Origin of the sequence: Odoribacter sp. N15.MGS-14 (assembly GCF_000980245.1) — a bacterium.
Lineage (GTDB): Bacteria > Bacteroidota > Bacteroidia > Bacteroidales > Marinifilaceae > Odoribacter > Odoribacter splanchnicus.
Window position 1 is genome coordinate 1 of the sequence record NZ_LARE01000015.1, and the last position, 19,330, is coordinate 19,330.

General features: G+C 44.2%; 19 protein-coding genes. 16 read left to right on the forward strand and 3 right to left on the reverse strand.

What is annotated here, in order from left to right; genetic code table 11:
• Window positions 1-1,124 (forward strand): TlpA family protein disulfide reductase (locus WS34_RS15435; protein WP_286693635.1); only part of this gene is annotated, 1,124 nt, incomplete at its 5' end.
• A gap of 222 nt (window positions 1,125-1,346) precedes the next feature.
• Here the strand turns inward: WS34_RS15435 and WS34_RS05135 are convergent.
• Window positions 1,347-2,492, reverse strand: coding sequence for a MalY/PatB family protein (locus WS34_RS05135; protein ID WP_286693636.1), 1,146 nt, complete (start codon window positions 2,490-2,492; stop codon window positions 1,347-1,349).
• Window positions 2,493-2,662: 170 nt separating this feature from the next.
• Between WS34_RS05135 and WS34_RS05140 the strand changes: the two genes are divergently transcribed.
• The 4 genes from WS34_RS05140 to mscL all read left to right on the forward strand — a co-directional run bounded on the left by WS34_RS05140 (window position 2,663) and on the right by mscL (window position 6,916).
• The gene (locus WS34_RS05140) at window positions 2,663-3,598 is read left to right on the forward strand and encodes a lytic transglycosylase domain-containing protein (RefSeq protein WP_046403557.1); all 936 of its coding nucleotides are present in this window, start codon (window positions 2,663-2,665) and stop codon (window positions 3,596-3,598) included.
• A gap of 80 nt (window positions 3,599-3,678) precedes the next feature.
• Complete coding sequence (locus tag WS34_RS05145) at window positions 3,679-5,343, forward strand: nucleoside kinase (protein WP_046403559.1); 1,665 nt, start codon at window positions 3,679-3,681, stop codon at window positions 5,341-5,343.
• A gap of 82 nt (window positions 5,344-5,425) precedes the next feature.
• Window positions 5,426-6,466, forward strand: a complete 1,041-nt coding sequence (locus tag WS34_RS05150; RefSeq protein WP_046403561.1) for an efflux RND transporter periplasmic adaptor subunit — start codon at window positions 5,426-5,428, stop codon at window positions 6,464-6,466.
• 24 nt (window positions 6,467-6,490) lie between these two features.
• A complete protein-coding gene (gene mscL, locus WS34_RS05155) occupies window positions 6,491-6,916 on the forward strand; it encodes a large-conductance mechanosensitive channel protein MscL (protein WP_013611639.1) in 426 nt (141 codons plus the stop codon).
• Window positions 6,917-6,986: 70 nt separating this feature from the next.
• On the opposite strand, the gene WS34_RS05160 is transcribed toward mscL, so the two are convergent.
• Both WS34_RS05160 and WS34_RS05165 read right to left on the reverse strand, forming a co-directional pair.
• Window positions 6,987-7,571: a porin family protein gene (locus WS34_RS05160; RefSeq protein ID WP_046403563.1), complete on the reverse strand. Its 585-nt coding sequence runs from the start codon at window positions 7,569-7,571 to the stop codon at window positions 6,987-6,989.
• An 80-nt stretch (window positions 7,572-7,651) separates the two neighbouring features.
• Window positions 7,652-8,098, reverse strand: coding sequence for a NanQ anomerase/TabA/YiaL family protein (locus WS34_RS05165; protein WP_046403564.1), 447 nt, complete (start codon window positions 8,096-8,098; stop codon window positions 7,652-7,654).
• Between the two features lie 93 nt (window positions 8,099-8,191).
• Here WS34_RS05165 and era point away from each other — a divergent pair, with 93 nt between their 5' ends.
• The 11 genes from era to WS34_RS05220 all read left to right on the forward strand — a co-directional run bounded on the left by era (window position 8,192) and on the right by WS34_RS05220 (window position 19,330).
• Window positions 8,192-9,073, forward strand: a complete 882-nt coding sequence (era, locus tag WS34_RS05170) for a GTPase Era (RefSeq protein WP_046403566.1) — start codon at window positions 8,192-8,194, stop codon at window positions 9,071-9,073.
• Between the two features lie 90 nt (window positions 9,074-9,163).
• Window positions 9,164-10,471, forward strand: a complete 1,308-nt coding sequence (gene der, locus WS34_RS05175; protein WP_013611643.1) for a ribosome biogenesis GTPase Der — start codon at window positions 9,164-9,166, stop codon at window positions 10,469-10,471.
• Between the two features lie 97 nt (window positions 10,472-10,568).
• Window positions 10,569-10,997 carry a SoxR reducing system RseC family protein gene (locus tag WS34_RS05180; RefSeq protein ID WP_013611644.1) on the forward strand — a complete coding sequence of 143 codons (429 nt, stop codon included), beginning with the start codon at window positions 10,569-10,571 and terminating at the stop codon, window positions 10,995-10,997.
• Window positions 10,998-11,006: 9 nt separating this feature from the next.
• The gene (locus WS34_RS05185) at window positions 11,007-11,999 is read left to right on the forward strand and encodes a Fe-S cluster domain-containing protein (RefSeq protein ID WP_046402393.1); all 993 of its coding nucleotides are present in this window, start codon (window positions 11,007-11,009) and stop codon (window positions 11,997-11,999) included.
• Between the two features lie 20 nt (window positions 12,000-12,019).
• Window positions 12,020-13,351: an electron transport complex subunit RsxC gene (gene rsxC / locus WS34_RS05190; RefSeq protein ID WP_013611646.1), complete on the forward strand. Its 1,332-nt coding sequence runs from the start codon at window positions 12,020-12,022 to the stop codon at window positions 13,349-13,351.
• A 25-nt stretch (window positions 13,352-13,376) separates the two neighbouring features.
• On the forward strand, window positions 13,377-14,366 hold the full coding sequence (locus tag WS34_RS05195; protein WP_046403569.1) for an RnfABCDGE type electron transport complex subunit D: 990 nt from the start codon (window positions 13,377-13,379) through the stop codon (window positions 14,364-14,366).
• 58 nt (window positions 14,367-14,424) lie between these two features.
• Window positions 14,425-15,042, forward strand: coding sequence for an RnfABCDGE type electron transport complex subunit G (locus WS34_RS05200; protein WP_046403571.1), 618 nt, complete (start codon window positions 14,425-14,427; stop codon window positions 15,040-15,042).
• 62 nt (window positions 15,043-15,104) lie between these two features.
• Window positions 15,105-15,692 (forward strand): RnfABCDGE type electron transport complex subunit E, encoded by a 588-nt coding sequence (locus tag WS34_RS05205; RefSeq protein ID WP_013611649.1) that lies wholly within the window; start codon window positions 15,105-15,107, stop codon window positions 15,690-15,692.
• An 84-nt stretch (window positions 15,693-15,776) separates the two neighbouring features.
• Window positions 15,777-16,349 carry an electron transport complex subunit RsxA gene (gene rsxA, locus WS34_RS05210; protein ID WP_013611650.1) on the forward strand — a complete coding sequence of 191 codons (573 nt, stop codon included), beginning with the start codon at window positions 15,777-15,779 and terminating at the stop codon, window positions 16,347-16,349.
• Between the two features lie 115 nt (window positions 16,350-16,464).
• Window positions 16,465-17,877, forward strand: a complete 1,413-nt coding sequence (locus WS34_RS05215) for a thioredoxin family protein (protein ID WP_046403574.1) — start codon at window positions 16,465-16,467, stop codon at window positions 17,875-17,877.
• Between the two features lie 49 nt (window positions 17,878-17,926).
• Window positions 17,927-19,330, forward strand: coding sequence for a CCA tRNA nucleotidyltransferase (locus WS34_RS05220; protein ID WP_022160224.1), 1,404 nt, complete (start codon window positions 17,927-17,929; stop codon window positions 19,328-19,330).

Consider the following 19,330-nt stretch of genomic DNA (forward strand, 5'->3'; position numbering starts at 1 on the left):
ACTGGATGAATTTTCCCATCTATCTAAAAGGAGGTGAAGAGGTGAATCTTGATTTGCTGGATACGCAGGCGAAACTGAACGGCAAGAACACGAGAGAAAACAAGGCGTTGTATCTATGGGCAGATTATGCAGCCAATATCCGATTGAAATCCGTGTTTTTTAATCAGACAATGAGTACTTATGAGGATTTCTTTCCTGAATTCGAGGCTTATTTGAAGGGGTTGGATGTCGTGAAAAGCAAGTTGAAAAGCGGAAACAAGGAATTCGACCGACAATTGGCAGAACTGGTGGATTACGCCACGGACTATTATGCCGTGATTTTTCTCCATACGCCGCGGACGAAACATCCGGAAAAATCGATGCGACCGGAATATTACCGACATATCCTATCCGTAGAAAAATATACGAATGACCATGTCCTGCAATTCCCGGACGGGGCACGGATATTCGGGACATATGCCCAGTTTGCCTATTATGAAAATCGGGAAACGGCAGGAGAAACTCCGTATGCGGATATTTGTCTTTCCTATTTGCGTAATAATCGCCTGAAAGGAGAGTATGTCATACGTAATGTGTTTGCTCATTATAAATCTTATGACCAGTATTTGGACGGCATGCAAAAGTATGGGCAGTATTTTGTAACCCCTTCCTTGAAAGCGAGAGCGGAAGAGGTGGGAACCAAGTTGTATGATACGAAAGCTGGCGGAAAGGCAGCTGATTTTACTTATTCCGATACGAAGGGTAAGATGGTGTCGCTGTCGGATTTCAAGGGCAAAGTGGTGTTGGTGGATGTGTGGGCGACGTGGTGCGGCCCTTGCCGTGACGAGATTCCTCATCTGAAAAAGCTGGAGGAGGAGATGCATGGAACGGATGTGGTATTCCTGGGCGTGTCGGTGGACGAAGAGAAAAACCATCAGAAATGGCTGGATTTCATTGAAAAGGAAGGATTGAAAGGAGTGCAGTTGTTTACCAACGGTGGGAGCAAGATAACTAAGGATTATAAGATTAACGGAATTCCCCGGTTTATGGTGTTCGACAAACAGGGACGTATCGTGTCAGTGGATGCGCCTCGCCCCTCTTCGCCAGAATTGAAGAAAATGCTGGAGGCAGAACTCAACAAATAATTCTCTCCTGATTCTATTCGCAAACCAAGGGCTGTCCGCCGATCCGCAACCGGGCAGCCCTACTATTATCTGACCACCAGTACTTTTCTACCTATTCTCAAAAGACAAGATAAGTGCATCGATATGTATCTCTACTACACGATTATCGGCCTTAAAGACCAGTTTAACGCTACACAGCAGGAAGACCTTTTGGCCCTGATGAACAGCGAGGCGACCATGAGCTTACATGCAGGCTGTTTTTATCCGTTCCAGTCCATCTTCCAGAACACGACGGGGACATCCGATATTCATCCGGCGGAATCCCCTGCCTTCTTCACCGAATTCCAGGCCATCGTTCAGTCCGATTTTTCCTATTTTCACCAATCGTTCTCCACAGGCTTCATGCGACAAACCGGTACCGCGGAAATCCAGCCACAATAAAAACGAACCCTCGGGTTTCAACACTTTGATCTGTGGCAGTTCTCTCTCGAAATAATCCAAAGCGAACTGTACATTCCCTTCCAGATACCGGGTCAGTTCCTCCAACCAACCGGCCCCATACCGATAGGCCGCTTTCAAAGTAACGTGTCCGAAGATATTTCCCAAGTCCAGGTGCAAAGTCGTTAATTCACGATTGTATACCTCCAGAATCTCAGGATTGGAAGCAATAATCACCGAATTCATCATACCGGCGATATTGAAAGTCTTACTCGGAGCCATAGCGGTCAGCGTGCGGGCAGCGATCTCCTCCGACACAGAAGCCATAACCGTATGCCGATGTCCGAACAAGGCCAGATCCGCATGAATTTCATCGGATAGAATCAGGACATCGTAACGGCAGCACAATTTTCCGATCCTTGCCAATTCCTCACGGGTCCACACCCGTCCGACAGGGTTATGAGAATTACACAAAATGAGCATTTTCACTCCTTTTTGTAATCCCTGTTCGAAGCATTCCCAGTCGATCACATACTTTTCGGTATCTCTTATTAAAGGACAACATACCAATTCGCGTCCATTATCCTTTACTACGGCATGAAACGGAGGATATACCGGAGTCATAATCATCACCTTATCGCCGGACTTAGTAAAAGCCCGGACAGAAATCGCCAGTGAAGTAACAATTCCGGGGCTGGAAGACAACCATTCTTTCTTTACCTCCCAATGATACCGCTGTTTCACCCAATTACGGAAAGCATCCTTACCATCATCCGAACGGAACGTATAACCGAAAATACCCTGTTCACAACATTTACGTGCCGCCTCCTGCACCTCCGGGGGAACCCGGAAATCCATATCGGCTACCCACATCGGCAACAGATCCGTACACCCGAAAACATCCTGCAAACCGTCGTATTTCACACAATCGGTGTTCCGACGGTCAATCATTTGATCAAAATTATACCTATTCATAAAAGTTATTGAGTTACTGAGTTATTAAGTTACTGAGTTACTGAGTTGCTGAGCTGCTCTTGGGAGCTCTAATCGTTATTCCTAATCATTATTTTCTAATCTTTTTATTAACTTTGCACGTACAAATATAAATTTATAAATCTACAATGAAAAGACAAAATACGGTAATCTATATCTGTGTCATTATCACACTCTTGAATGTAGCCGGATTATTGTTTATTGCCTGCAAAAGTAATTCACCGATCGCAACGGCTTCTACTCCGGTTCAATCCTCAACTTCAGGTTATTATAGCGATGCCTATATGCCCGAGACCCTGACTTTTGCCGGAGAGACCGTACCGTTGCAACGCCTGGATGTACAGGAAGCACTTCGGAAAGAACTGATCGTCAATTCTTATTTACATTCACATACCATTCAGATTCTACAAACGGCTCCCCGGGTTTTCCAACTGATCGAACCGATTTTGGAAAAGAACGGTATCCCGGAAGATTTCAAATACCTGGCAGTCATCGAAAGCCGTCTGAATCCTCAGGCCCAATCACCTGCCGGAGCAGTCGGAGTATGGCAGTTTCTGAAAGGTACCGGGAAGGAAAACGGTTTGGAAATCAATAATGAAGTAGACGAGCGCTATCACATCGAAAAATCGACGGAAGCCGCTGCTGCCTATCTCAAAAAAGCTTATGAGAAATTCGGTTCGTGGACACTGGCTGCAGCTGCGTATAATGCAGGCGCTGCTATGGTTTCCCGGCAAATGGACCTCCAGAAAGAAACGAATTATTACAATCTCCTGTTGGGAGAGGAAACGGAACGTTATGTATTCCGGATTCTGGCCCTGAAACAGATTATGAATCATCCCGAACTGTACAATTTTAAAGTAAATACCGTTTATACTTTCGAAAAAACAGAAACAGTAGAAGTGAAAGGTCCTGTCAAAAGCTGGGCCGATTTTGCGCAAGAGCAAGGGATTACCTATAAAACCCTGAAGCGTTTCAACCCCTGGCTCCGGAAAACCGATTTAAAAAATCCACAACACAAAACTTACACGATCAGTATCCCTAAGAAAAAAGAACTGTACAAATAATAAAAATCACGTTAGATGAGGCACAGTATTTGTTTATACATTTTTTGTTATTACTTTAGCTAAGCATTAAATGTATAAATATGAGGACAGTCAATATTACTTGTGAAAATACACACCAGGAATACGAAATAGAGTTAGGCACTACACTTAGAGATGTAAAAAAGATCATCTTCCCGGAAAACCATAATCACATCCTCGGGGCTTTGGTCAATAATCAGTTACAGGACTTGCAGTTCGTTGTAATGACCCCTCTGCGGGTCAACTTCATCGATGTCACAACCCTGGACGGATACAGCGTTTATTCGCGTTCGTTGATTTTCGTACTATATCAAGCTGTAGCCCAATTATTTCCGAAGAAAACACTTCGGGCCGAATATTTTATTTCGAACGGCATTTTTTGCCGGATCGTCAACAAAGAAATCGTACTGACTCCGGCAATCATTTCCGAACTGGAAAATAAAATGAAAGAAATCATTCAAGCCGACTATCCGATTGTACGGGAAGAAATCCCTACCGACGAAGCAGTTCTTATTTTCAGAAAAAGAGGGTTGAAAGATAAAGCAGACTTAATGGAAACCCGGGGAAAACTTTTCACTTCCCTTTATTATCTGAACGATCTTCCCGATTATTTTTATGGGACCCTGGCTCCTTCGACCAGTTGTCTGAAAACATTCGGTCTGATCCCCTATAAAGAAGGTATGCTATTGCAACTTCCCGACCGGACCGATCCGACCCGGGTACTGCCTGTCATTCCACAAGATAAATTGTATCAAGTATTCAGTGAATACAAACGCTGGGGAAAAATCCTTGAAGTGACCGATATCGGGCATCTGAACAAAATCGTGGAGTTGAAATATTCAGGTCCTATGATCAAAATCAGCGAAGCACTCCACGAGAAAAAAATTTCGCTTATCGCCGATAAAATCAAGGCCCGGCATAAAAAGGTAAAAGTGATATTGGTCTCCGGTCCTTCTTCGTCCGGGAAAACCACGTTCAGCAAAAGATTGGCCATACAACTGATGGTCAATGGCATGAAACCCGTCAATCTTTCTCTGGACAATTACTTCGTCAACCGCGAATTTACTCCGAGAGACGAAAAAGGGGAATACGATTATGAGTCTATCGATGCCCTCGATATCGCCACCTTTACGGATAATATACAACGGTTACTAAAAGGGGAAGAGGTCGAAATTCCTAAATTCTCTTTCGAAACCGGACAACGTTATTATGACGGTGAAAAGCTAAAAATCGCCCGGAACAATGTGATCATCGTCGAAGGTATTCATGGGCTGAATCCCCAACTCACCCGGTTGCTGCCGCCGGAAACCCTTTTCAAGATATTCGTTTCTGCGCTGACCTCTATCGCTATCGATAATCACAACCTGATCAATCCGACAGATAATCGTCTGATCCGGCGCATGGTACGCGATTACAAATACCGGAATTATTCCGCCCTCGATACCCTGAAACGTTGGGAAAGTGTATTGCTGGGCGAACAAAAACATATCGTACCCTACCAGGAAGAAGCCGACGCGATCTTCAATTCTGCTTTGATTTATGAATTAGGAGCATTAAAAACACAGGCCGAACCTTTACTCCGGGAAGTAACCCAACAGCACCCCGAACATTCCAAGGCTTTACGCTTATTGAAATTTTTCTCTTACATCCGGGCTGTACCGACCCGTGAAATTCCACCGACCTCGATCATCCGGGAATTTTTAGGAGGAAGCAGTTTTAAATACTAAAAAACAGTAAATATATCTCTTTCCTTGCAACCAGTGAGGTGACTTTCATCGTAAAAATGAAAAAACATTTACGATTTTTACGATGAAATTTCGTTACCTGGTTTTCATATCGATACTTTCTTTTTGTCTGGCGTGTCAGGGAAAAAAGAAAGCTACTCTTTCCGATCTGCCCCGGCCGGTAAGGGTGATAAAAGTCGAAGCCTTAGGCACTTTCAACCATCAATATACCGGAACCGTAACAGCCCGGAATTTCAGTATACTGGCCTTCCGTTTGCCGGGTACCCTGACCGAAGTCAATGTCAATACCGGCCAAAAAATAAAAAAAGGGACGGTGATCGCCCGAATCGATCCCTATGATTACCAACGGCAATATCAAACCGCTTTAGCCAATTATAAAACAACCGAATCTATCTACGAACGTAATCAGCGCCTCTATGCTGCCAATGCCGTAGCCAAACAAAACCTGGAAATAGCCCAAACCGATTATATTCAGGCCACTTCAGCCCTGAATATGGCCCGGCGTACTCTGGATTACACCGTACTGACCGCACCATTCGACGGGTTTATCGAACAACGCTTCGTCGAGAATCACGAAGAAATACTTACCGGGCAATCGGTCGTCCGTCTGGTAGATCCTAAAGACATCGAAGTTAATTTCATGCTTCCCGAAACCAGTATCCAACTACTCGACATCCCGAAAAAGATCTATGTCGAATTCGATTCCCAAAAAGGAAAACTTTTCACGACAGAGGTCAAAGAGTATATCTATTCCTCGAACGGTTCGGGGATACCGGTGACTCTACTTATTACGGACAAACAGTTCGCCCCGTATCGGCAAAATGTATTTCCAGGATTTTCGTGTAAAGTGATCGTTGAAGTCGACAATATGATATCCGACAAATTCGTCCTTCCGGCCAGTGCCTTACAAGAAGCACACCATCAGGAATATGTATGGATCGTCGACCCGGTAAGCCATACAGCTCATCGTCAGCAAGTCAGGATAAAAAAATACAACGATCATATCCTTGTCGAGGCTGGCTTGAACCCGGACGATCTGATTATTATAGCCGGAATAGCTTCCATCCAGGAAGGACAAAAAGTGAGACCTGTCAAAAATCAGTAAATAAACACCCAAAATAAGACCAATATGAGCTTTTTAAAAGAATTCAAAACTTTTGCCATGCGTGGCAACGTTGTAGACATGGCTGTCGGTATCATTATCGGAGGCGCCTTCGGTAAGATCGTCTCTTCTCTGGTAAGCGATATCATTATGCCCCCGATCGGACTGCTGATCGGAGGAGTAAAGTTTGAAAGTCTGAAAATCGTCCTGAAACATGCACATACCGATGCCGTTACAGGAAAAGTCACTGAAGCCGTCAGTATCAATTACGGCAATTTTATCAATACAGCCCTGGATTTTCTGATTATCGCCTTTTCTATTTTCTTATTCGTCAAGCTGATCAACAGTATGAAAAGAAAAGAAGAAACTAAGCCCACTCCTCCACCGGCTCCAAGTAAAGAAGAACAATTGCTGACCGAAATCCGGGATCTACTGAAAGGAAAAAACAGTTGAAAGGGCTGGAAACCCAAAAAAGCTCCCGGCACATCACCGGGAGCTTTTTATATGACCGATTCATTTTATCCTAGAACAGTCCACCGAACCGATACCCAACCGACAGCTGGAATACACGGTTTTTATTGTTCCCGTCATATTTATCCTTATCGAAAACATTACTCAACCCCAGATTATAACGGGCCGAGAACATAAAATCATCCCAATTATAAGAAAGCCCGATAGCAAAATTCACGGCCAGTGTATTTATATCATTCATTTTATGTTTGACTGTCGTACCGTCGTCTTTATACTTTGCTTTAGCATTCAGGGCAAAACCGAATTCCGGTCCCAGGTCGACGCTCAACTCATCCAACACATATAACTTGGCCAATACCGGAATATTCAGGTAATTAGCCCGCAATTTAATTTTATTGCCATCGATTTTCTCCCGGGCTCCCTGTCTTGAATACACCAATTCGGGTTGAATAGCAAAATAATCGTTAAACCTGAATTCAGCGAAACCACCCACATGGAAACTCAGTTTATTTTTCAAATCGAAATTCGAAATATTGGTCATATTCAAACCGACTTTCGGTCCGACCACAATTTCCGTCTGTGCCTTTGCACCGACAACCATCAATACAACAACAACTAGTGTAAATAATTTTTTCATCTTTAAATTGTTTTTAATTATCTAACATCGCCTAACAAAAACTATGCCTTTCCATACGCAAATCTCTCCCGATTGTTAATCTATAATTTAACTTTAACCACCATTTTCTTCATTTTACCGTTCCCGATGCAAGGAGCATGAGCATCTTCCGGGAAAAAAATCACAAAGTCTCCAACCGGCAGCGTAAAATACAAAGCAGGCCGTTCCTGATAAAACAGGATATCATTTTGTACCTGATAGCCTTCTTCTTCCATCGCCAGTCGGCCCCGCTCTTCCCATCCGAAAGTTTCCTCCTGCAATAAGGGGATCTGGATATCGATAAACCGGTTATGTGCTTCCAGTTTCGCCGCTTCCCTGGATTTCCCCGTCACTTCATCCACATTCACCCAAATTTTATCTTCTTCAAGTACTATTTTCCCGGCAGTCACCTGCTGCCAATCCCCCGACCGAACATATTCGAATACCTTTTTGAAATCGGGATGCAGAATTTCAAATCGTTTCGTCTGTGTTAATGAACCTATTATCATTTTTTTTAATTTTTTTCAGTAGATAGCAAAAGTATTAAAATTCCGTATAAATCGCTATCTTTGCCGGATAAAACTATAATATCGAAACCGAATATGCATAAAGCTGGATTTGTCAATATCGTAGGAAATCCGAATGTAGGGAAATCTACTTTAATGAACCGATTGGTCGGAGAGAAAATTTCTATTATCACCTCCAAATCACAAACTACCCGTCACCGGATCAAGGGAATCGTAAATACCGACGACTATCAGATTGTATTTTCGGATACTCCGGGAGTGGTAAAGCCCAGCTATAAGATGCAGGAATATATGCTGGAATTTTCTAAATCGGCTTTAGTCGATGCCGATATCATTCTTTATGTAACCGATGTAGTCGAAAACATAGAGAAAAACCTGGATTTTATCGATAAAGTCAATAAATCGGACATCCCGGTATTGTTGGTTATCAATAAAATAGATCTTACCACTCAAGAGAAATTAGAAGCACTGTTCGATAAATGGAAAAGTCTGATTCCCCAGGCAGAAATTTTTCCTCTTTCGGCAACCGAGAATTTCAATGTCGACAATTTATACAAACGAATTGTAGAATTATTACCCGAAGGTGAACCTTTTTTCCCCAAGGACGAACTGACCGATTTACCTTCCCGGTTCTTTGTGAACGAGATTATCCGTGAAAAAATTTTGCAGTATTACGACAAAGAAGTACCCTATTCCGTAGAAGTGGAAGTGGAAGAATTTAAAGAAGACGACAAACGGATCAACATCATGGCTGTCATCTATGTAGAACGTTCTTCCCAAAAAGGGATTATCATCGGAAGCCAGGGAGAAGCCCTGAAAAAAGTCGGTACCCAGGCCCGGCTCGATATCGAAGCCTTCTTCGGTAAAAAAGTATTTCTCAATTTATACGTCAAAGTGCTGAAAGACTGGCGTAATAAAGACAGTGAGTTAAAAAATTTCGGATATGCAAACAAATAAAGTAAAAGGTTAAAAGTTAAAAGCTATAGGCCGATTGATTTTCAGCCCTAGCTTTTAGCCTTTAGCCTTTAGCTTTTTACTTTATATTTTATGAGTAACATAGTAGCAATAGTAGGAAGGCCCAATGTAGGGAAATCGACACTTTTCAACCGCCTTGTCGGAACACGGAAAGCGATTGTAAATGAAGAAAGCGGTGTGACACGTGACCGGAACTACGGTAAATCGTCCTGGAACGGGAAGGATTTTTCAGTCATCGATACCGGTGGATATGTCTCCAACAGTGACGATATTTTTGAAGAGGAGATCAATAAACAAGTCATTCTGGCTCTCGACGAGGCAGATGTCATTCTTTTTATGGTAGACGCCGAGATCGGAGTGACCGACCTGGATCAGAATTTTGCCCGTTTATTACGGAATATCGATAAACCGGTTTACCTGGTAGCCAACAAGGTCGATAATCACGAGCGGCTTTATGAAGCCCAGGATTTTTACCGATTGGGAATAAAAGGAGATTTATTTTGTATCTCTTCGGTCAGTGGCTCGGGAACAGGTGATTTGTTAGACCAGGTCGTCTCCCATTTTCAAGAGAATACGATCGAAGATACCGACCACCTTCCGCGAATCACGATCGTCGGACGTCCCAATGTCGGAAAATCTTCTACGATCAATGCCCTGATCGGAGAAGAACGGAATATCGTTACGGACATCGCCGGAACAACCCGTGATACGTTGAATACCCGTTACAACCGTTTTGGTTACGATTTTCTATTGGTCGATACGGCAGGATTACGTAAAAAGGCAAAAGTAAGCGAGGACGTCGAATTTTACTCGGTCATGCGTTCCATCCGTGCCATCGAAGAATCGGATGTGTGTATACTTCTGATCGATGCGACACGAGGAATGGAAGCCCAGGATCTCAATATCTTCCATCTGATCGAAAGAAACCGGAAAGGAGTAGTTATTGTCGTCAATAAATGGGATCTGGTAGAAAAAGACGGGAAAACACTGATCGAATACGAAAAAAGCCTGCGTGAAAAAATAGCTCCGTTCAAAGATGTCGATATCATCTTTGCTTCAGCCCTGACCAAACAACGATTATTGAAAGTATTGGAGGCTGCCCTGCAAGTATATGCAAACCGGACTCAAAAAATAAAAACATCGGAGCTCAACCGGATCATGCTTGAGGCCATCGAAAATTATCCACCTCCAAGTCTTAAAGGGAAATACGTCAAAATCAAATACATCACCCAGTTGCCGACCCATGCTCCTTCTTTTGCTTTCTATTGCAATCTGCCGCAATATGTAAAAGATCCCTACAAGCGGTATCTGGAAAATCAAATCCGGGAAAACTGGAAATTTACCGGTGTCCCGATTCAGATTTTCATGCGCAAGAAATAACTAAAAGCTGCCTTCCGGCAGCTTTTATATTTTAACTTTTAACCTTTTACTTTTCATCTTTTAATATTACCTTTGCATTTGTTTTTAAAAAGGGAATATGGGTAAAAGCAGCAGAGTACAACATGAAGGTATTGTAAAAAGCATCTCTACACAAACGTTGGAGGTGAGTATTATCAGTCACTCTGCTTGTTCGGGTTGTCATGCTAAAAGTGCCTGCGGAATTGCCGATATGAAAGAAAAAGTTATCACGGCTCAACGTCCCAGGGAAGAGCTTCGTCCGGGAGACAAAGTAATCGTATACGCATCGGTAAATAACGCCTTCTACTCGGTATTACTGGCTTATATTATGCCGTCCATATTGATTATCGCCACCATCTTTTTTTTAGAGAAATCCGGAAGTAGTGAACTATACGCAGCAATCAGCAGCCTCATCCTACTGGCCGGATATTTTATTATCCTGTATTTCTGCCGGAATAAAATTGCCCGGAAAATTAATTTTACCGTTGAAAAAATAGCCAACTATTAAATATAAAACATGAGTACACTAGTTATTACTATTATTTCGTTATGTGCTATTGGAGTTGTATCTGCGGTGATACTCTATTTCGTAGCGCAAAAATTCAAGGTGGAAGAAGATCCGCGTATCGACATTGTCGAAGGCTTACTTCCGGGGGCCAATTGTGGCGGATGTGGCTATCCGGGCTGCCGGGGATTAGCAGAAGCTGCCGTAAAATCGGAAACGATGGAAGGCATCCTGTGTCCGGTAGGAGGAGCAGAAACCATGAATAAAGTTGCAGCAGCCTTAGGCCGGGAAGTAAAAGCCCAGGCGCCTAAAATTGCTGTAGTCAGATGTAACGGAACTTGTGAAAACCGTCCCCGCACCAGCCAATACGACGGAGCCCGTTCTTGTGCCATCGAACATTCCTTATATGTCGGCGATACAGCCTGCGGATTCGGCTGTCTGGGATGTGGCGACTGTGTTGCAGCCTGCCCGTTCGATGCGATACACATGGATTCTACGACATTATTGCCTGTAGTCGACGATGACAAATGTGTAGCCTGTGGCGCCTGCGTGAAAGCCTGTCCCCGGAACATCATCGAATTGCGCAACAAAGGACCGAAAGACCGGCGGGTATTTGTTTCCTGCGTCAATAAAGACAAAGGCGGAGTAGCCCGGAAAGCTTGTAAAGCAGCTTGTATCGGTTGCGGGAAATGTGCCAAGGAATGTCCGTTCGATGCAATTACGGTGGAAAACAATCTGGCTTATATCGATTACAGTAAATGCCGTCTATGCCGGAAGTGTGTCGGCGTATGTCCTACCGGAGCGATCCACGAAGTGAACTTTCCTCCCCGGAAGACAGAAACCGAAGCTGAAAAAAACCAGCAAACCACGATCAAACCGACTAACAGTTGTGCAACCCCCGGACAAACGGCAACCGATCCGGTAGGTAAAGCACCGGTCAGTGCTTCTCCTCAGGTCGAGTCTATAGAAGCACAGAAAACACCAGAAACAGATAGTAAAAATTAAAAATCTAAAACTTATACGCTGTGTTAAAGACATTCAAAATTGGTGGTGTCCATCCACCTGAAAATAAATTATCGGCAGCTGGGAAAATACAGGTCTTACCTATTCCCGAAAAGGTGATTATTCCGCTCGGTCAGCACATCGGAGCTCCGGCAACCCCTATCGTTCAGAAAGGTGACAAAGTAAAAACCGGACAGTTGATAGCACAAGCTTCAGGTTTTGTTTCAGCTAACATACATAGTTCGGTTTCCGGCACAGTGTCGGCAATCGATAACATCATCGATGCCGCCGGATTATCGAAACCTGCCATCACCATTCAAGTGGAAGGCGACGAATGGATACCCGAAATCGACCGGTCGGAAAAGCCGGCACATAATATTACTTTATCGAAAGAAGAAATAGTCAAAGCAATCGCTGCTGCCGGTATCGTCGGTATGGGTGGAGCGACATTTCCTACTCAGGTAAAACTGACCCCTCCTCCCGGCAATAAAGCCGAAGTATTGATTATCAACGGAGTGGAATGTGAACCTTACCTGACCGCCGATCATCGGATCATGCTCGAGAAAGCCGAAGAAATTATTATCGGTGTACAAATTCTGATGAAAGCGATCGATGTTAAACGGGCTATTATCGGCATCGAGAACAATAAAAAAGATGCGATAGCTCATTTGCAGGATATAGCCGGAAAAGTACTTGGCGTAGAAATATGTCCGTTAAAAGTGAAATATCCGCAAGGAGGTGAAAAACAACTGATTCAGGCTACGGTCAACCGGGCGGTTCCTTCCGGAGCACTTCCGATCGCCGTAGGAGCCGTTGTACAGAATGTGGGAACAGCCCTGGCGGTTTACGAAGCCGTAATGAAAAACAAACCCCTGATCGAACGGGTAGTCACCGTCACCGGTAAATCGGTAAAAAATCCGGGTAATTTCCTCTGCCGTATCGGTACACCGATTTCGAAGCTGATCGAAGCAGCCGGAGGTATGCCTGAAGATACGGCTAAAGTGATCGGCGGAGGTCCTATGATGGGAAGAACGATGGTAAACATCGATTCACCGGTGATGAAAGGCACCAGTGGTGTATTGCTGATCAACGAAAAGGAAGCGGCCCGCCGACCCATGCGTAATTGTATCCGTTGCGGTAAATGTGTTTCTGCCTGCCCGATGGGGCTCGAACCGTATTTACTGATGAAATTATCGCAATTCAATCTGTTGGAACGTATGGAAGAAGAAAAAGTCATGGACTGCATCGAATGTGGATCATGCAGTTTTACCTGTCCCTCAGATCGTCCGTTGCTCGACTATATCCGTTTAGGTAAAGCCCGGACAGGTGCTATGATCCGTAGTAGAAAGAAATAAATAACGTCAATGGTGTAGATCAAATATTATGAATAAATTACTAATATCTCCTTCTCCGCACGTTCACAGTGGTGATTCTATCGAAAAGAACATGTATGGAGTACTTATAGCGCTCATTCCGGCTTTCATCTGTTCTGTGCTGTTTTTCGGCATGGGAGCTATCATCGTCACCCTGACTTCGGTGGTGGCTTGCCTCTTTTTTGAATATGTAATTCAAAAGTTTCTTCTCAAGCAGCAACCGACGATTTTCGACGGTTCAGCTTTGATTACCGGTGTATTACTGGCTTTCAACGTACCTTCGAACTTACCGGTCTGGATTATCGTTATCGGTGCCCTGGTGGCAATCGGCATCGGTAAAATGAGCTTCGGCGGCTTGGGGTGTAACATTTTCAACCCGGCTTTGGTAGGCCGTGTATTTTTGCTTATCTCTTTCCCTGTGCAAATGACCACCTGGCCGCTTGCTCAGGGATTTGCAGGATCTTATATCGATGCACAAACCGGTGCCACTCCTTTAGCTATGCTCAAAGAAGCGGTAAAAACCGGACAGTCCGTTACCGATTTATTATCGGCCGAGAGTTTTATCGGTTACAAGAACATGCTGATCGGAAACATGGGTGGTAGTTTGGGTGAAGTTGCAGCATTGGCCTTACTGATCGGTTTTGCCTATATGTTATTCCGGAAAATCATTACCTGGCATATTCCGGTAACCATTTTCGTCACTGTAATTGTATTTTCGGGTATTCTGAATCTTTGCAATCCCTCTTTATATGCAGGTCCTGTTTTCCATTTGTTATCCGGAGGTTTGATGTTAGGTGCAATCTTTATGGCTACCGATTACGTTACTTCACCGATGAGCAACAAAGGAATGATCATCTATGGAATAGGAATCGGCCTCCTCACGGTTGTGATCCGTGTGTTCGGTGCCTATCCGGAAGGAATGTCGTTCGCTATCCTGATCATGAATGCTTTCACTCCGCTGATCAACAGATATTGTAAACCAGTGAGATTTGCATAATTTATGATTTACGGTCCCGATCGACCGGTATAAATCAAAAATCTTAAATATATTAACGATGGGAAAGAAATTAGAGTCTAACTTTACAAATATGGTGGTGGTCCTGTTTAGTGTCACCCTGATTGCTTCAGCAGCCGTAGGCTATGTCAACTCACTGACAGCAGGCCCGATCGAAGCTGCCAAGCAAGCCAAACAAGTAAATGCGATCCGCGAGGTGATTCCGGGAGAGTTCGACAACGACCCGAATGCCGACGTTTGGAAAAGCCAGACCGCTGACGGCGGAGAACTGGAATTTTATCCGGCGAAGAAAAACGGAGAACTGGTAGGAACAGCAGTAAAAACCTATACCAACAACGGATTCGGAGGAAAAATATGGTTAATGGTAGGATTCAATCCGGATGGTAGCGTAGCCAATTATTCGGTGCTGGAACACAAAGAAACGCCGGGATTAGGTTCCAAAATGGATGTATGGTTCACCCAAAACGGGAAAGGAAATATTACAGGTAAAACTCCCGGCACCCAAGGGTTGAAAGTATCGAAAGACGGTGGAGACGTAGATGCGATCACAGCAGCCACCATCTCGTCACGGGCATTTCTGGACGCTGTAAACCGGGCAGCAGCCGGTTTGGCAGGCAATGCGGATGCAGCTTCCGGAGCAACACAACAAACAAAATAATTTATGATTTCAGATTTACGATGAATCTAAAATCGTAAATTCAAAACAAAAATTCCAATTCTATGAATAATTTAAAAGTCTTAACCAACGGCATATTCAAAGAAAATCCGACTTTTGCGCTTTTATTGGGTATGTGTCCGACCTTAGGGGTGACCACTTCGGCCATCAACGGCATGGGAATGGGGCTGGCTACGGCATTTGTACTGGTGATGTCCAATCTGGTGATCTCACTGGTTACCAATATCATTCCAGATAAGATCCGTATTCCTTCCTTTATCGTCATCATCGCAGCTTTCGTAACTGTGGTGGATATGTGTATGGCCGCTTATCTGCCTTCACTGCATGAATCATTGGGTTTGTTTATTCCTTTGATCGTAGTGAACTGTATCGTATTGGGACGTGCAGAAGCTTTTGCTTCTAAAAATAAAGCGATTCCTTCCATGCTCGACGGCTTGGGCATGGGACTGGGCTTTACACTGAGTCTGACGCTTTTAGGAACGATCCGTGAAATACTGGGAAGTGGTAAAGCATTCAATTTTCCGATCTTCAACGAGAATTACGGTATGCTGATCTTCGTCCTGGCTCCGGGAGCATTCCTGGCATTGGGTTATTTGATCGCTATCGTAAACCGGATCAGAAAAACAAATTAAATTTCAGATTTTAGATTTACGGCTTACGATTCCTGTTTCATTTCTATCGCAAAGCTGAAATCATAAATCAAAAACAATCGAATTATGGAATATATCTTAATATTTATCGCTGCGGTCTTTGTCAATAACATCGTACTGGCACAATTTTTAGGAATCTGTCCGTTCCTGGGCGTATCTAAAAAGGTCTCTACGGCTTTAGGGATGACCGGAGCCGTAACCTTCGTGATGATCCTGGCTACCCTGGTTACTTTTATCGTCCAAAAGACTATCCTGGATCCGTTCGGAATCGGTTTTATGCAAACCATTACTTTTATTCTGATCATTGCAGCCTTGGTACAAATGGTAGAAATCATATTGAAAAAGGTCAGTCCTTCGCTTTATCAGGCATTAGGTGTGTTCTTGCCCTTGATCACCACCAACTGTGCTGTACTGGGAGTTGCCATTATGGTGATCCAAAAAGATTTCAACTTACTCGAGTCTTTGGTATTCGCAGCCTCTACAGCGATCGGTTTCGGATTGGCCCTGACGATTTTTGCCGGTATCCGTGAACACCTCGAACTGGTAGCCATCCCCAAAGGGATGAAAGGTTCCCCTATCGCATTGATTACAGCCGGCCTGCTGGCCATGGCCTTTATGGGATTCTCCGGAATTGTATAAAGACTAACGCCCATTATCTATAAAGAATAAGCGGTATTAAATAAGTACCGCTTATTCTTTATATTTAAACCATCCTTCTTCCTGTCCGTCATAACCAGAATCCAAATTTACAGCTATGAAATTCATTTTATTATGTATCTTGCTTTTTGCCTGTAGCTTTTCGGGAAATGCGATCCATTTTTTCAACGGTACTTACGAAGAAGCCTTACAATTGGCTAAAAAAGAAAAGAAGAACCTGTTTATTAGTTTTACAGCCAGTTGGTGCGGTCCCTGCCGGATGATGAAAAAGGTAGTATTCGAAGATCCTCAGGTAGTCCGATACGCCGACCAACACTATATCTGTCTGAATGCAGATATTGAATATCCTGAATACCGATTGCTCCAATGCAGAGTAAATCCCAACAGGGCGGGCATAATCCCGCACATCTGCATTCTGACGCCGGACGGGAAAATCATCAAAGAATCCTCCTCCGTTACGACAGGCCAAATGATGAAATTTCTAAAAGCAGATCCGCAAGCGGTCCCCCTCAGAGATTTAGTACCTGCCAACTCCCCGTCTTTACAGATGGAATCCCCCCACCTATTCCAGTACCGGACCCCCTACAGTCAGGTTCTGGCCCAGGCAAAGCGTGAAAATAAAAATATGCTCCTTTGTTTTTCTTCCCATTTCTGTGGTCCCTGCAGGCAAATGGAAGAAACTATTTTTCAGAATCCCGGAATCATACAAACGGTCGGAGAACGGTGTATCCCCGGTTATTTCGAAATCGGGGATCTGAAGGATAGGGCCTTATGTTACCGTTACCACAATACCCAAACCGCAATTCCTTATCTGGTATTAGTCAGTCCGGACGAAAAGATCCTTCGTCGGCATACCGGTTATATGGATTCGACCGCTTTCATGAATTTCCTGCAACCGGCCGCTTCTGCCCTCGACAGTATTTCCCCGCAAATTTTCCATCTCCAGGAGAGCGAACCGACCTGCTTCCAAAAATTTTTATATAAACAGCTCCACCATGCCTGGAAGTTACAGATTACGGCAGCCATAAACACAACCACCCTGAAAACCTCAGGTGCGTTATCCGCAGTCGATTTTAACTACCGGATCGGTTATGAAGTCGGATTTTCCTTTGCTCATCAGAGAAAACATTGGGCGGTGATGCCGGGACTGTATTTCACCTCTAAAGGAGGTAAGAACCAAGAGGTTACTATCCGGCAAAACTATCTGGAACTTCCGGTGAAATTTACCTGGCTTTACCAGGATCGCCAGAACGGCTGGTGGAAAGGCTTGAGTGTGAGTCCTTACGGGGCTGTCCGTATCGGAGAAAAACTTAAAAACAACACCGGATACGGCAACGATTTATTTAAAACCAGTCCCTGGGATTACGGTTTACGGTTTGCCACCAACATGCGTCTCACTTCTTTTGACTTTGAATTCGGCTACCTGTTAGGTCTAGGAAATATCTCCGATGTACAGGGAGGAAAAATGTATAACCGGGGCTTTTTCCTGAATATGTCCTTATGCTTCTGAAATAGTCGGTTAAATTTCGTATTTTTGTAGGCAAAACTATTCAGACGACATGCAATTACCGTTGAAGCATCCGATTTTTAAAATACTTTCCGGGATAGCCGCCGAAAAAGGCATAGAAGCCTATGTCATCGGTGGCTATGTCCGTGACCTGTTATTACAGCGTCCTTCCCAAGATATCGACATTGTCGTTCACGGCAGTGGTATCGAGCTAGCCGAAACTGCTGCCCGGCGGTTAGGTAATCTGCGGGTATCGGTATTTAAAAACTTCGGTACTGCCATGTTCCGGTATAAAGGTATGGAGATCGAGTTTGTCGGAGCCCGCAAAGAGTCCTACCGGGCTAATTCACGTAAACCCATCGTCGAAGAAGGAACGATCGACGACGACCAAAAACGCCGCGATTTTACGATCAATGCACTGGCTATCTCCTTGAATCAGGAGAATTACGGAGTTTTGATCGATCCTTTCGGAGGCTTGCAGCATCTGGAGGAACGCCTGATCAAAACACCCCTGGACCCAGGCCTCACCTTCTCGGACGATCCCCTACGCATGATGCGAGCCATTCGTTTTGCTTCACAATTGAATTTTCAAATCGAGGAAAATACCTTCCAGGCCATAGCCGAATACCGTCACCGTCTTCCGATCGTATCGATGGAGCGGATTATGGATGAATTCAATAAAATCATGCTTTCCCCCGAACCATCCCGGGGTATCCGTTTATTGGACGAAGCCGGATTATTGGAAATCTTCTTCCCGGAACTGACCGCGCTTAAAGGTGTAGACCGTGTACAGGGAGTCAAACACAAAGATAATTTCTATCATACACTGACCGTCCTGGACACCTTATCGCTGTACAGTCAGGACTTGTGGTTACGCTGGGCCGCTCTGTTGCACGATATCGGTAAACCGGCGACTAAAAAATACATTCAGGGACAGGGGTGGACCTTTTATGGGCATAATCACGTGGGTGAACGCCTGGTCGGTAAAATATTCAACCGTTTAAAACTCCCTCAAAACGAAAAAATGAAGTATGTACAGAAACTGGTCAACCTGCACATGCGTCCTATCGTTTTGTCGGAAGAAACCGTGACCGACTCGGCGGTACGGCGGTTATTGTTCGATGCCGGCGACGATATCGACGACCTGATGACCCTGGCCGAAGCCGATATCACCTCAAAAAACGAAGAGAAAGTAAAGCGTTTTCTCGAAAATTTCAAGACGGTACGCCGCAAACTCAAAGAGGTGGAAGAAAAAGATTCGATCCGGAATTTCCAGCCCCCCATCAGCGGTGAAGAAATCATCGCCACTTTCCATCTGCCTCCCTGTAAAACTATCGGGGATATCAAAAATGCAATTAAAGAGGCGATATTGGATGGAATTATCGGTAACAATTACGAAGAAGCCCGGGAATATATGTTCAAAGTAGCGAAAGAACTTGGAATAGACTCCCAATAA

What these genes read in the sequence shown, in the direction of transcription:
- WS34_RS05135 (WP_286693636.1), bottom strand. Translation starts at nt 2,492, where the DNA reads ATGATTGACCGTCGGAACACCGATTGTGTGAAATACGACGGTTTGCAG.
- WS34_RS05140 (WP_046403557.1), top strand. Translation starts at nt 2,663, where the DNA reads ATGAAAAGACAAAATACGGTAATCTATATCTGTGTCATTATCACACTC.
- WS34_RS05145 (WP_046403559.1), top strand. Translation starts at nt 3,679, where the DNA reads ATGAGGACAGTCAATATTACTTGTGAAAATACACACCAGGAATACGAA.
- WS34_RS05150 (WP_046403561.1), top strand. Translation starts at nt 5,426, where the DNA reads ATGAAATTTCGTTACCTGGTTTTCATATCGATACTTTCTTTTTGTCTG.
- mscL (WP_013611639.1), top strand. Translation starts at nt 6,491, where the DNA reads ATGAGCTTTTTAAAAGAATTCAAAACTTTTGCCATGCGTGGCAACGTT.
- WS34_RS05160 (WP_046403563.1), bottom strand. Translation starts at nt 7,571, where the DNA reads ATGAAAAAATTATTTACACTAGTTGTTGTTGTATTGATGGTTGTCGGT.
- WS34_RS05165 (WP_046403564.1), bottom strand. Translation starts at nt 8,098, where the DNA reads ATGATAATAGGTTCATTAACACAGACGAAACGATTTGAAATTCTGCAT.
- era (WP_046403566.1), top strand. Translation starts at nt 8,192, where the DNA reads ATGCATAAAGCTGGATTTGTCAATATCGTAGGAAATCCGAATGTAGGG.
- der (WP_013611643.1), top strand. Translation starts at nt 9,164, where the DNA reads ATGAGTAACATAGTAGCAATAGTAGGAAGGCCCAATGTAGGGAAATCG.
- WS34_RS05180 (WP_013611644.1), top strand. Translation starts at nt 10,569, where the DNA reads ATGGGTAAAAGCAGCAGAGTACAACATGAAGGTATTGTAAAAAGCATC.
- WS34_RS05185 (WP_046402393.1), top strand. Translation starts at nt 11,007, where the DNA reads ATGAGTACACTAGTTATTACTATTATTTCGTTATGTGCTATTGGAGTT.
- WS34_RS05200 (WP_046403571.1), top strand. Translation starts at nt 14,425, where the DNA reads ATGGGAAAGAAATTAGAGTCTAACTTTACAAATATGGTGGTGGTCCTG.
- WS34_RS05205 (WP_013611649.1), top strand. Translation starts at nt 15,105, where the DNA reads ATGAATAATTTAAAAGTCTTAACCAACGGCATATTCAAAGAAAATCCG.
- rsxA (WP_013611650.1), top strand. Translation starts at nt 15,777, where the DNA reads ATGGAATATATCTTAATATTTATCGCTGCGGTCTTTGTCAATAACATC.
- WS34_RS05215 (WP_046403574.1), top strand. Translation starts at nt 16,465, where the DNA reads ATGAAATTCATTTTATTATGTATCTTGCTTTTTGCCTGTAGCTTTTCG.
- WS34_RS05220 (WP_022160224.1), top strand. Translation starts at nt 17,927, where the DNA reads ATGCAATTACCGTTGAAGCATCCGATTTTTAAAATACTTTCCGGGATA.